Origin of the sequence: Runella salmonicolor (assembly GCF_024158025.1) — a bacterium.
Taxonomy (GTDB): Bacteria; Bacteroidota; Bacteroidia; order Cytophagales; family Spirosomataceae; genus Runella; species Runella salmonicolor.
The window spans coordinates 92,491-105,339 of the sequence record NZ_JAMZEL010000012.1; the positions used below are offsets into that span (position 1 = coordinate 92,491).

At 44.9% G+C, this 12,849-nt stretch carries 11 protein-coding genes; 9 read left to right on the top strand and 2 right to left on the bottom strand.

Annotation, left to right across the window (positions count from 1 at the left end; translation table 11 throughout):
* Positions 1-63: 63 nt before the first annotated feature.
* The 5 genes from NCI00_RS23010 (at position 64) to NCI00_RS23030 (ending at position 9,267) form a co-directional block, all read left to right on the top strand.
* Positions 64-1,443 carry an ATP-binding protein gene (locus tag NCI00_RS23010; RefSeq protein WP_253531699.1) on the top strand — a complete coding sequence of 460 codons (1,380 nt, stop codon included), beginning with the start codon at positions 64-66 and terminating at the stop codon, positions 1,441-1,443.
* 14 nt (positions 1,444-1,457) lie between these two features.
* A complete protein-coding gene (locus NCI00_RS23015) occupies positions 1,458-3,521 on the top strand; it encodes a tetratricopeptide repeat-containing sensor histidine kinase (protein ID WP_253531701.1) in 2,064 nt (687 codons plus the stop codon).
* Positions 3,522-3,682: 161 nt separating this feature from the next.
* Positions 3,683-5,890, top strand: coding sequence for an ATP-binding protein (locus NCI00_RS23020; RefSeq protein ID WP_253531704.1), 2,208 nt, complete (start codon positions 3,683-3,685; stop codon positions 5,888-5,890).
* 20 nt (positions 5,891-5,910) lie between these two features.
* Entirely contained in the window at positions 5,911-8,136 is a 2,226-nt protein-coding gene (locus NCI00_RS23025; protein WP_253531706.1) for a sensor histidine kinase, read from the top strand.
* Between the two features lie 9 nt (positions 8,137-8,145).
* Positions 8,146-9,267 carry a hypothetical protein gene (locus tag NCI00_RS23030; protein WP_253531708.1) on the top strand — a complete coding sequence of 374 codons (1,122 nt, stop codon included), beginning with the start codon at positions 8,146-8,148 and terminating at the stop codon, positions 9,265-9,267.
* Here the strand turns inward: NCI00_RS23030 and NCI00_RS23035 are convergent.
* A complete protein-coding gene (locus tag NCI00_RS23035) occupies positions 9,264-9,860 on the bottom strand; it encodes a Pycsar system effector family protein (RefSeq protein WP_253531710.1) in 597 nt (198 codons plus the stop codon). The two genes, NCI00_RS23030 and NCI00_RS23035, sit on opposite strands and share 4 nt — an antisense overlap.
* A 147-nt stretch (positions 9,861-10,007) precedes the next feature.
* Between NCI00_RS23035 and NCI00_RS23040 the strand changes: the two genes are divergently transcribed.
* The 4 genes from NCI00_RS23040 (at position 10,008) to NCI00_RS29635 (ending at position 12,115) form a co-directional block, all read left to right on the top strand.
* Positions 10,008-11,039: an alpha/beta hydrolase family protein gene (locus NCI00_RS23040; RefSeq protein ID WP_253531712.1), complete on the top strand. Its 1,032-nt coding sequence runs from the start codon at positions 10,008-10,010 to the stop codon at positions 11,037-11,039.
* A 140-nt stretch (positions 11,040-11,179) separates the two neighbouring features.
* Entirely contained in the window at positions 11,180-11,464 is a 285-nt protein-coding gene (locus NCI00_RS23045; protein WP_253531714.1) for a DUF4160 domain-containing protein, read from the top strand.
* Positions 11,461-11,712 (top strand): DUF2442 domain-containing protein, encoded by a 252-nt coding sequence (locus tag NCI00_RS23050; protein ID WP_253531717.1) that lies wholly within the window; start codon positions 11,461-11,463, stop codon positions 11,710-11,712. The genes NCI00_RS23045 and NCI00_RS23050 overlap by 4 nt, the downstream gene beginning before the upstream one ends.
* A 202-nt stretch (positions 11,713-11,914) precedes the next feature.
* Positions 11,915-12,115, top strand: a complete 201-nt coding sequence (locus NCI00_RS29635; protein ID WP_445508845.1) for a DUF7716 domain-containing protein — start codon at positions 11,915-11,917, stop codon at positions 12,113-12,115.
* An 85-nt stretch (positions 12,116-12,200) separates the two neighbouring features.
* On the opposite strand, the gene NCI00_RS23055 is transcribed toward NCI00_RS29635, so the two are convergent.
* The gene (locus tag NCI00_RS23055; protein WP_253531719.1) at positions 12,201-12,788 is read right to left on the bottom strand and encodes an HD domain-containing protein; all 588 of its coding nucleotides are present in this window, start codon (positions 12,786-12,788) and stop codon (positions 12,201-12,203) included.
* Between the last annotated feature and the right edge of the window lie 61 nt (positions 12,789-12,849).

A 12,849-nucleotide genomic window follows, 5' to 3' on the forward strand; every position in this document is an offset into this window, starting at 1 on the left:
GAGAAAAAACAACGGCAAGAGTCGTTTTATGACGCTTAATCATTTCAAAACCTTTTTTCAGCTATGAATTTTATCACTCCCTTCATGGTTGCTTTGTTCTTACTGCCATTTATTCAAAAATTTTTACAGACCAAAGAGCGCCTCCCTGAGTGGGACAAACGCCTCAAATACGGACGCTTTGCGGCGTTTGGTTTGTTGGCAGTTGAAGTGGCAGCAGGTACTGATTTTATCTCGCCCCCCGTTTTTTTTCTTCTCCTAATCATTGCGTCTATTCCAGCCTATTTATTAAGAAATCAAAGCTCCGCGTCGCGTTTGCTGCTCTGGATGATTGTGCCATTGGGATTGGCTTTTTTGATTGATAATTTGGGCGAATATTGGGTACCGAAATTCCATAAAAAGCACCATAATTTTTTTGAGTCACTCAAAGGCATTGCCCTTACGGCCAGTTTTATTTTGGCGTTGGTAGCCCGAAACCAACAAAAATCTTTTGATAAAGCCATCAAAGAAGAGCGACTCAAACGCGAACAGGAAGAAGAAACCAATCGGATTTTGGAAGCCAAAAAACTGGATTTGGAATCGCAGGTGGCGGCCCGGACCGCCGAAATTATGCAGCAAAAAGAAGAGCTACAACACGCCCTCGACGACCTGAAGGCCACGCAAGAACAACTTATCCAGTCCGAAAAACTGGCTTCTTTGGGAGAACTTACGGCGGGGATTGCGCACGAAATTCAAAACCCACTCAATTTTGTCAATAATTTTTCGGAAGTATCCGCCGAGTTGGTAGAAGAATTGAAAGGCGAAAGAGACAAAGACGAAGCCCAACGAGACACTGGATTGGAAGAAGAAATCCTTAATGACCTTGTGCAGAATCTTCAAAAAATCAACTACCACGGCAAGCGCGCCGCCAGCATTGTCACGGGTATGTTGCAACATTCGCGCGCGGGCTCGGGCAAAAAAGAATTAACAGATCTCAACGCCCTCGCCGATGAGTACCTCCGCCTGAGCTATCACGGTTTACGCGCCAAAGACAAGTCGTTTAATGCCCATTTGATAACCGATTTAGACCCTCAGGTTCCCAATATCGAAGTCGTTCCGCAAGATTTAGGGCGGGTATTTTTAAATTTGATTAATAACGCGTTTTATGCCGTTCATAAAAAAAACGCCTTAGGCTTAGCCAACTATGAGCCAACAGTTTGGGTAACCACAAAAAAGATAGAAGACGAAATACATGTTTCAGTGAGAGACAACGGCACGGGGATTCCTGAAGAAGTGCAGTCTAAGATTTTCCAGCCTTTTTTCACCACCAAACCTACGGGTCAGGGTACGGGTTTAGGACTTTCATTGGCCTATGACATCGTAACCAAAGGCCACGGAGGTGAAATGGAAATGGAAAGCATCGAGGGGGAAGGAACTACGTTTATGGTGAGGTTACCTATTAACTAAAGGTCAGAACAAACATGAAAAAGTGGCTTGGTCTATTTTTGTTGTCGCTCATCACGCACGCGGCTTTTTCTCAACCCAACATTAGCCCACTCCTTGCCGACAGTCTGAAACGAACCTTGACCCAAGCCAAAGAAGACACCAACAAGGTCTTGCTTCTGGTCGAACTGACCCGCTGTTATACCTCTATTGATTCCGATGTGGCCTTGCAATATGCCCGGCAGGCAAAAGCCCTGGCCAATCGCCTTGATTTTGTGAAAGGAAAGATTGCCGTCGGTATTGCAGAAGGATTTATTTTGGCGCATACCAACGAGTACGCAAGTGGCCTTGCCATCTTGATGGAAACCCGACGCCTTGCTGAAAGATTCGGAACGCCCCAAGAAACCGCCGTCATTTTGGCCAACATTGCGTTCATTTATACCATGAGCAAAGACAATACAAAGGCGGCTGAATACCTCGAACAAGCAAAAATCATCCAAAAAACCCACCCCGTTGCCGACATTCACTTAACGCTCGGCGTGATTTACCAAGAAATGGGCCGCCTTGATACCGCACTCGTTTATCTACATCAGGCCTATCAAACTGGGCTAAAATACCAGTTACCGACCTACGTTACTTCTTCGGCTTATTTTTTAGGAACTGCTTATGCCGCCTCTGGTCAAACCGACAGTGCGATGGTCTACTACCGCCGAACGCTGGTCTGGAATCAAAAATTCAACATTGCAGGGGTCAATGCACGGGCGTATCAGGGATTAGCAACAGTGTACAAGGACAAAAATCAGTTGGACTCCACCCTTTTTTACGGGAAAAAAGCCATCGAAGAAAACGGGAACCACGCGTACCACCTGCCCACGCTTATTGAGGCATCCACCCTGTTGTCGCAAGTATATGAACAAAAAAACAACCAGCGCGAAGCTTTTCATTACTTTAAAATAGCAATGGCTGCCAAAGACAGCCTCACCATACAAGAAAAAAACAGTCAAATCAAAAAGCTGGCCTACGAAGAAGAAGAACGGGAAATACGTACCAAACGGCGGATTGAAGCCAATCAAGCCGCTTTTCAGCGTCAACTCCAAGTGTATGCTTTGTCGGGCATATTGGGCGTGGTGGCATTATTGGCGTTTATTCTATTCCGCAACAATCGCCAAAAACAAAAAGCCAACAATCTTTTACACCGTCAAAAAGAAGAAATAAATCGCCAACATGAGAAAGCCGAAAAAGCCCTCATTGCGCTGCAAGCCACCCAAAATCAATTAATCCAATCCGAAAAGCTAGCCTCTCTGGGAGAGCTAACGGCGGGAATTGCCCACGAAATTCAGAATCCGTTAAACTTCGTCAATAATTTCTCCGAACTGAGCATTGAACTAGCCAAGGAGCTAAAAGTTGAAAGGTTGAAGGGCAAAGAAGAAAGGGACGAAGAATTAGAAAATGAATTAGTGGATGACCTTATCCAAAACCAAGAAAAAATCAACCTTCACGGCAAACGGGCGTCGAGCATTGTGAAAGGGATGCTGGAGCATTCACGTACATCGACAGGCGAGCGCGAACTGACTGATATAAACCAACTGGCCGATGAATACCTCCGCATTGCTTATCACGGCATGAAAGCAAAAAACCAGAACTTTGAGTCTGATTATGAGCTAATTGCGGATGAACACCTCCCAAAAATCCCAGTCATCCCGCAAGAAATAGGACGGGTATTATTGAATCTAATCAACAATGCTTTTTATGCGGTCAACGTCGGCCATGTTCAAAATGTCAACGTCGGCAGCGTTCAAAACGCTGCCGACGTTAATAAACCGTCTGACGAGTATAAGTATAGGCCCAAGGTGACCGTCACCACCACCGCCACCAATAGCCATATTGAAATCCGCGTCACCGACAACGGCAACGGCATGTCGGAGGCCACAAAAGCAAAAATTTTTCAACCCTTTTTCACCACCAAACCTACGGGCGAAGGCACTGGACTAGGGCTGAGCTTGGCGTATGATATCATAACCAAAGGACATGGAGGGGCAATGAAAGTAGAAAGTGTAGAAAATGAGGGTACAACATTTGTGGTACAATTGCCGATTCACTAAAAAATCGCTTTGTATATGTGCGCCCACGTTATCTCTTCATTTTTCAGAAATTCTAACCTTATCCGCGTCCTAAAACCGTCGGGCCATAAAACAATCCTCCTCGTATTTCATTACATTTGTCTAAAAACAACCCATTTCCAACTCAAAACGGCGTTTTTTGAATGAAGTATGCCTTCCTTTCTTTCGTGCTTTTATGTTGCAGTCAGATTTTTGGACAGCAAGTGCCCGCGCTACGTCCCGTTTCTGAGAATGGCAGCACTTTGAGTAAATATTGGAAGTGGCACGCTGGCGACAACCCTCAATGGGCGCTACCGACATTTGATGACCAAAAATGGTCTGACATTCAGCTCGACCAAAGCATTCACCATTTGCCCCAAATACGCCAAGCGCAGCTCGGATGGCTGCGGCGCCCTATCCGCGTCAATGCTTTGTTGGTCAATAAACCCCTATGTTTTTATATTCGGCAGGCAGGCGCCGCCGAAATCTATTTGGACGGAAAGCTCCTAGATACCTTGGGGGTTGTGAGCAGCTCTCCTTCCCAAGAAGTGACGTACTCCATTGCCAAAGTCATACCATTCAGTTTGTCAGATACCAACCAACACACCATCGCGGTGCGGTTTTCATTTACCAAAGGCAATTTTTACTACCCTGGCTCTGATCAAGAAACGTTTACGCTTAAAGTTTTTGAAACACAAACCCTCGGCTCTTGGATTCGCAAAACCTCCAGCCGAACCTCAGGTTTTCTTTTTTTTAGCATCGGTCTTTTTCTGGTTTTCAGTATTTTACATTTTTTGTTTTATCGTTCAAACCGCTCAAAAACGGTAAGTCTCACCCTTGGGTTTACCATGCTTACCTTTGCGCTTGCATTTGTGGCTGAAAGTTTAGAAAACCAACTGCAAAGTTCAAGCCATCAGCAAATCGGCGAGTTGACCACCTTCATCACGTTTTATCTGGGCGTAATCCTCATCAACGTATCGCTTTATCACTACCTACATCAACCCTTCAGGTATTTTTTCTTTATACAGGCGATATTGATAGCGGTAAGTTTGGTGTGCATGGCCATGGAAGTAGATGTACCGTATGGACTGGCGGTATGGCCCCCTTTTCTGCTGATTTTCATGGATTTTATCCGCGTAAGCATCTTGGCCGAACGACGCAAAGACTCCAACGCCAAAGTGCCGATTTATTCGCTGGTTGTGGCGGCGGGCTGTCTGGTCTTAGCCATTGTATTTTTTGCCATTGCGGGGGCTTTTGTAGGTTTTAATAACACCCAAAACGGCTACATAGAATTTGTCGTGGTTATCGCTATGCTGCTCATCTTTGTGATGCTTTTCAGCATCCCCGTGGGCTTATCATTTTCTTTGGTGCGCGAATACTCCCGTACCCATCAGTCGTTGCGTAAAAAAATTCAAGAACTGGAAAGCCTTTCGGCCAAAAGCCTGGCGCAAGAACAAGAAAAACAACACATTTTGGCGGTCCAAAATGAAACCCTCGAAAAGCAGGTAGCCGAGCGGACCACTGAGCTCAAAGCATCCATCGAACACCTCAAAACCACCCAAGACCAACTCATCCAGTCCGAGAAACTCGCCTCTTTGGGTGAGCTAACGGCGGGGATTGCCCATGAAATTCAGAATCCATTAAATTTTGTCAATAACTTTTCAGAAGTCAGCATTGAGCTTTTGAAAGAATTGCACGAGATAAAAGAAGAGAAAATGGCAAAAGGCGAAGGGCCAAAAGACGACGAACTGGAAACGGAACTTTTGGGGGATATTGAGCAAAATTTGCAGAAAATTAACCACCACGGCAAGCGCGCGTCCTCCATCGTGAAGGGAATGCTCGAACACTCCCGCACAGGCTCAGGCAAGAAAGAGCCCATCGACATCAACACCTTGGCCGACGAATACCTGCGCTTAGCCTATCATGGGCTACGCGCAAAAGACAAGTGTTTTAATGCTGATTTTAACCTTGAAGCTGCCGAAAATCTGCCTAAAATCAACGTTGTTGCGCAAGATATAAGCCGTGTTTTACTCAATCTTATCAACAACGCTTTTTATGCCGTTCAGCAAAAAAAAGCAGCAAACTTATCCCAAAACTATCAACCTGCGGTGTGGGTCAGTACACAGTATATCACCGACAAAAATGCGGCAGATTGGGTCGAAATACACGTCAAAGACAACGGAACGGGCATTCCTGAAGAAGTTCAGGATAAAATTTTCCAACCTTTTTTTACCACCAAACCCACCGGACAAGGTACTGGACTAGGATTAAGTCTGGCTTACGACATCGTCACCAAAGGCCACGGCGGTACACTTGACGTGGAAAGCCACCAAGGCGAAGGAACGGAATTTATTGTTAAATTACCCGTTTGAGAATAATTAACAGCCAACCCATGAAAAATCGCTTATTCGTTATCTTATTTCTGTTCATTCCCCTTTTCCACGTTGCCGCCCAAAGCATTATCACCATCGATACCCTGCCCCAAAAAGGCTTTGTGCTCGACAAAAATTGGAAATGGCACGCGGGAGATAATCCCGCTTGGGCCGACCCCGAGTTTGACGACAGTGGATGGTCGGATGTCAACCCCACCGACGATGTGGGCAACATTCCCCAACTGACGCAAAAGAATATCGGCTGGTTTCGAACTACGCTGGAGCTTTCGCCTCTGGTGGCCCAGAAGCTGACCACCCTGCTGATTAGCCAGAGCGTGGCTTCTGAAATTTACATCAACGGACTGCCCGCCCGCAAAATCGGCACCGTCAGCACCGACTCCAAAGCCACCCGAGCCGTCAATATTTTCAAGACCAACGTCATTGGCCTCCCCTATTCAGTGAGTTTTCCATTTGTTCAGATTTCTATTCGGGTTGCATACGAACACAGTTCTTTCTACAACCGCGTTGGTTTCAGCAAAAACCACTGCCTCAAGGCCACCGTTATCGAAACATCCTACGCCAGCGATGTCAATAAATATCAACGCCACCAAACCTACTACGGCTGGTTTCAGGTAGGCGTGTTTTTTATACTTACGTTTCTGCATTTATCATTTTACTTACTCTACCCTACCCGCCGCGCCAACCTATATTTTTCATTTACGACCTTTTTTTTGGGCCTCGCTTTTCTCTGCATCCCGTTGACGTTCGATTATTTTGAGAACCTTTCCGACTACTTCGTAGCCGAATTTGTGCAGACCATTGCCTTTCCCATTGCTTATCTGTTTTTGATTCGGGCCATTTATGAGATTTACCATCAGCCCACAGGCATTCTGTTTTGGTTGATTGTGGTGTTTGGGGTATTGGTGGTTATTTCATTATTTACTCCTTATTCGTTGGGCTCAGTTTGGGCCGAGTTAGGTACTGAGTTGTTGATGACCGCCGAGGTTATTCGAGTCACGGCCTTGGCACTACGCCGCCACCAACCAGGAGCGCGGCTCATCATGATTGGAATGGGGATTTCGCTGGTGATGTTTTTGTTATTTTACCTTAATTTATTCCTCAAAAACCATGGTCCCAACCCACTTTTTGAGCAATGGTTGGGCGGTATTATTACATACCAAATTGCGGTTTTGTGCGTTCCCTTGTGCATTTCGCTGTATTTGGCCATCAGTTTTTCCAGAACCAACAAAGAGTTGATTGAGAAACTTCGCGAAAACAATGACCTCAGTAAGAAGACCTTAGCCCAAGAACAGGAAAAACAGCACTTGCTGGCCGTCCAAAACGAAACCCTCGAACGGCAGGTAAAAGAGCGTACGGCGCAGTTGGAAGAATCGTTGGAAGAACTGAAAGCCACCCAAAATCAGCTCATTCAAAAAGAAAAAATGGCTAGCTTGGGCGAGCTGACGGCGGGGATTGCCCACGAGATTCAAAATCCACTGAATTTTGTCAATAATTTTTCGGAGATAAGCATCGAATTGTTGGATGAACTGAAAGAAATCAAAGAAGACAAAAAGACCAAAGGCGAAGAAGCACAAGCCGATGAATTGGAGGCGGAACTTTTGGGAGATATTGAACAAAACTTACAGAAAATCAACCACCACGGCAAACGTGCCTCTTCCATCGTGAAGGGAATGCTCGAACACTCGCGTATGGGCTCAGGCGAACGACAACTCACAGACCTCAACGCCCTCGCCGATGAATACCTGCGCTTGAGCTACCACGGCCTCCGCGCCAAAGACAAAGGCAACGCGGCGGGTAGATTTAACGCCGATTTCAAAACAGATTTTGACGAAAACCTGCCCCCCATCAAGGTGGTGCCGCAAGACATCGGGCGCGTATTACTGAATCTAATCAACAACGCTTTTTATGCCGTTCAGCAAAAAAATGGGGCAAACCCGACCGATTTGTCGGCTCCCTATCACCCAATGGTTACTGTCTCTACCCGAAAAAAGGGGAATCGGGTTGAAATCAAGATAAAAGACAACGGAACGGGCATTCCTGACGCGGTCAAAGAAAAGATTTTCCAGCCCTTTTTTACCACCAAACCCACCGGTGAAGGCACGGGTTTGGGTCTGAGTTTAGCGTACGACATCATCACCAAAGGCCACGGCGGCAGTATCGACGTCATCAGCACAGAAGGTGAAGGTACCACGTTTGTGATTAAATTGCCATACGAAAAAACGTAATTTTACCTTTTGCAATCATTTATCCGAAAGTACATCAGCCAAAACCAAAAACGCTCTTTCTCCGTGACTCATTCATTCTACCGTAGCCTCATCGCCGTCGCCCTGTTTCTGTTTAGTTTTCAGGGCTTTACGCAAAAAGAACCCAAAGATTCCACCAAGGTCAAGCTGGGGCCTCTCTTCAAAAAAGAAGATATGTTGGAGCTTAATCTCACGACCAATTTCAGCTCCCTCATGAAAGACCGGAAAAATGCCAAGCAGCCTTACCGATGGGCAAAATTGGAATACAATCGAAAGAAAAAAGGGGAAGTAGCCCTTAATATCAGGGTGAAGGTACGGGGAAATTTTCGGCGCTCTCCCTCCAACTGTACGTTTCCTCCGTTGTTGCTAAATATTCCCAGCAAGAAAGATAAAAACACCATCTTTGAGCGTCAGAATCTACTGAAACTGGTGACGCATTGCCAAAATGAAGAGTACATTTTTCAGGAATATTTGGTCTATAAAATGTATAACTTACTCACCGACGATAGTTTTGACGCCCGTTTGGCCAGGGTCACTTATAAAGATTCGGCTGGCAAACGCGAAACCGAAACCCGATTTGCGTTTTTGCTCGAAGATGAAACTTTTCTGGCCAAACGCAACAAAGCCAAGAATATGTACCGAAAACAAATTCCTATGTACCTCATCGACTCGGTCAGCATGGCTACGGTGGCGGTTTTTGAATACATGATTGGTAATTCAGACTGGTCGGTGCCGTATTTGCACAACATCAAACTGCTGGACAAAACCACTTACATCACGGCGGTTCCTTATGATTTTGACCATTCGGGCATTATTGAAGCCAAATACGCCCGCCCGCCCCAAGCCCTTAACCTATACTCAGTACGGCAGCGCATTTACCGAGGCATCACGTATTCAACCGCGGTGTATCAGCAGGTATTTGATAATTTCAGGCGGGTAAAACCGCAGATTTACGCCTTGTACGAAAACAATCCTCAGCTCGACAAAGGCTACATCAAGCGCACCATCAACTACCTCGACGAGTTTTATAAAACCATCGACAATCCCAAATCAATCAAAGAGGTATTTACCGTAGAATACGGCACCAAACCCACCATCAAAAACGGCAACTAAGCCCAATACAAGGTGATGAGATAACAAATCAACACCATCGGAAACCCAAAGATAAAAATCGTGTAGGCGATTTTTATGCGTCGGTATTTACGCTCCATGACCTTGCCTTGGGCGTAAATATTTTTGATGAGGCTGTCGTGCAATCGGTCTTCTTTGACCATCATTTCTTTCATCGCTTTTTGGTATTCTTCCAACGTGAGGGCCGTATAATCGGCAAAAAACAGCAAATCCATCTTGTGCACATGCTCCGCACCCAGTTTTTGCGATTGGGACTTTACCGAAGGACGCGTCGCCAAAAGCGCCACCGTAATGGTCGACAAACACACCACCACGAGCAGGCACGTAGGTATAATCAGGTAAGCGTTGTCAAACGATTCGCGCACCATAAAGGAGGCCATAATCGAAATAATGATGGCATTGACCGACACCAGCAAGCCCGCTTTCTGATCGGCCAAGGTGCTCAGTTGCATGTGATTGGCCAAGGTGGAGCGGTACATCGTTTCAACGGTCCGGTCAGCTTTCTTTTTTTTCTCTTTTTTGGTTTTGTCCTTGATTTTTTCAGGTTTGGCAAACTCCATCGGTTCCTGCTCCATAAATGTCGATTGTGTCTATGCTAATTTTGTGAATACGCAATTTAAGAATATATTTACTTATAGCCATCAATGAAGAATACACGCGTTGTTTTCATCGTCGACCTACTATTTTTCCCTTTTATTTTCATCAACAAACCCTCTATGCCCATGCGTAAATATTACTTTATTTTGCTCTTGAGTTTCATTTTCAAAACGGCGATGACCCAAACTCCCCCAACCGACCTCGCCGACCGCCTCAAAGCACTCGAAGACAACATTCGTTTTAGCGACCAAGCCCTGACCAAAAACATCGACGACTTACTTTGGTATCAAAAATTGGGCGATATAGCCATCATCGACAAGGTACGCTACGCCAGTAAGCCCCCGCACGTGGTCAGAAATCCGACGGGACAGGGTGCCAACAATCCCGTGGTCATTCCTGCGTACACTTTTGTCCCAAAGAAATTTTCTTCTTCCAAAAAACTGCCGCTCATGGTACTCATTCATGGCGGAATACACGGTGATTTTAATACATCTAATGCGCACATTGTCAAGGAATTGATTGACCAAGGCTACATCGTCATTGCCCCCGAATACCGAGGCAGTACGGGCTACGGCAGCGTGTTTCACCGCCAAATTGATTATGGCGATTACGAAAACGACGATGTATTGGCAGGCAAACGTTGGGCCGTCGAAAACATGCCGCAGGTAGATGCCGAGCGGGTAGGAATCATGGGTTGGAGCCACGGCGGGATGATTACGCTCATGAATATTTTTGACCATCCAGAAGACTACCGCGTGGCCTATGCGGGTGTGCCCGTCAGTGATTTGATTGCCAGGATGGGGTACAAAACCCAGACCTATCGCAATGAATTTGCGGCCGCAACTCACCTCGGCAAGGATGCCTCCGAAAACGTGGCCGAATACCGGCGGCGGTCGCCAATGTGGAATGCCCACAAGCTCAAAACCCCGCTTTTGGTGCATACCAATACCAACGATGAAGACGTAAATGTGCTGGAAGTAGAAGGGCTTATCAACGCACTAAAAGCCCACGGCAAGAAATTTGACTATAAAATTTATCAGGACGCTCCAGGAGGGCACATTTTCAACCGGATTGATACCAAATTGGCCCGTGAGTCACGCGAGGAAATTTACCGTTTTCTGGCGCCGCACCTCACACCGCCCAACCCCGTGAAGTAGTTATAATTCCAAGGTCTTATGGTGAGCATAAGACCTTGGAATAGGAACGAGAAGTTCAAAAACGTAGTGTTTGGGAGCATGTTATCCTTTTTGCTTTTTTGCCTTCTCAAAATGGTTGATACAATAAATGAAAGATAAATATGCCTAAACTAATAATTTACCGATTTTTACAGTTCTTTTTTTATTCGTATGATTTACAAGAGCGTTTACATTTGCACGTTATTAAAGGTAAGAAAGGTTATCAACGAGCCGCTAAGATTTGGATAGAGAACGGAATAGAAGCTTTTGAACAAGGAGATTTGACAAGTTCAGAAATGAGTACAGCCTTAGAAGTTATTACGGAATTTTTACCGCAAATCTTGGAACAGATTGAACGATTTAAGAATGGTGAAAAAGTAGATATTTTAAACATTCGCAGGATATGACACACTTACAAGGCTACATCGGAATACAGCCTACAATCAAAAAAATAGGTTTTACACCACAGGGCAAAATGTCGGTAGAACTTTTGGACGGGCGGAAAATAGTAACGCCCTTAACTCCTTTCCCTTCTATCGAAAAACTATCAGCTCAACAGCGTAAAGCATGGCAAATCATTGACGGGGTTATGTTTTCGTTTGTGGATTGTGATGAAGTTTACCACGTTTCACAGCTACTTGGTAAAAATGAATAGCAAAATACATCGAAATTATTGATGATGAAGTAAATCCTGAAAGCAAAACAGCAGAAAAGTGAGAAACTGTAACGATTATGAAAATAGGTTTTAAAAGTTCTATCCAACAAACCATCCAAAATCTTGAATCGACTGATAATGAATCAGTTATATTTATAAAAAAACAGAAAATTAGACAAAAATCTCAGAGACTATTGAAGTCATCTTTGAGAATGATGAAGAATATAACAGCACAACTGAAATAGACGGATATACCTACTTTTTAGAAGTAAATCTAATTTCTAAAATAATACAAGTGTGGTCTTACGCCCGAAATGGCAAAACTCCAACACTACAACAAAAATGCGAAGCTGTCATTTATTATGCGAAGAATGATGCGTATTTACCAATCACGTTCAATTGAAAACAATGGTACGTTTTACACTATATAATACCGAATGCACAGTTTTTTCATAACTACCTAAAACCAAATGATTAAGTATTTTCAATCAATACGTTTTTATGATCTCAGTGAGTTCATCCAGATAAGCCTGTTTTTGCGCATTTCGCCCTGCTTGGGCCGACGCGGTCCAGTAGGTATGCGCCGTTAGAAAACTCACCTGAATTTTGTTCCAAGCCTGTATATCGGGCACCATTTCCCGTTCGCGAAGTTCTTCGTACAAGGAGTTGGCAATCGGCCAAAAATCATCGCGCCCCAAATAATCAAGGTCGGCATCGGCAATGATTTGTTCCAAGTGCGTATGGGGAGTTTGCGGAATTTTGGTGGCCATCACCATTCCGCAAATTTTTTCAATCTGAACCATATCGTACCCAAAATGAGGCAACATAAGCCGCGCAATGCGACAACCTTCCTCTTCGTGGCAGCGGTAAGTAGTAATAAAGCCCAAATCATGATAAAGGGCCGCTGTTTTGAGCAAAATCAAGGATTCTTCATCCACAATCCCCTCCGCTTCCGCGATTTTAAGCGCCGAAGCCACAACATCGTCGGTGTGATGAGCCCCATGATAATAGAGCGTAGGCGAAAGGCTTTTACGAAGCTTTTCAAGTATATAATTTTCTACGTCTTCAATATTCATTGGTGCCGAAAAAATAAAGGTACAATTTTTAGGAAAAGATTGAGATTTCCAATTATTAACG

Excerpts from the sequence above, each read along its gene's own strand:
- NCI00_RS23025 (WP_253531706.1), top strand. The coding sequence starts at position 5,911 with ATGAAAAATCGCTTATTCGTTATCTTATTTCTGTTCATTCCCCTTTTC.
- NCI00_RS23020 (WP_253531704.1), top strand. The coding sequence starts at position 3,683 with ATGAAGTATGCCTTCCTTTCTTTCGTGCTTTTATGTTGCAGTCAGATT.
- NCI00_RS23010 (WP_253531699.1), top strand. The coding sequence starts at position 64 with ATGAATTTTATCACTCCCTTCATGGTTGCTTTGTTCTTACTGCCATTT.
- NCI00_RS23055 (WP_253531719.1), bottom strand. The coding sequence starts at position 12,788 with ATGAATATTGAAGACGTAGAAAATTATATACTTGAAAAGCTTCGTAAA.
- NCI00_RS23035 (WP_253531710.1), bottom strand. The coding sequence starts at position 9,860 with ATGGAGCAGGAACCGATGGAGTTTGCCAAACCTGAAAAAATCAAGGAC.
- NCI00_RS23040 (WP_253531712.1), top strand. The coding sequence starts at position 10,008 with ATGCGTAAATATTACTTTATTTTGCTCTTGAGTTTCATTTTCAAAACG.
- NCI00_RS23050 (WP_253531717.1), top strand. The coding sequence starts at position 11,461 with ATGACACACTTACAAGGCTACATCGGAATACAGCCTACAATCAAAAAA.
- NCI00_RS23045 (WP_253531714.1), top strand. The coding sequence starts at position 11,180 with ATGCCTAAACTAATAATTTACCGATTTTTACAGTTCTTTTTTTATTCG.
- NCI00_RS23015 (WP_253531701.1), top strand. The coding sequence starts at position 1,458 with ATGAAAAAGTGGCTTGGTCTATTTTTGTTGTCGCTCATCACGCACGCG.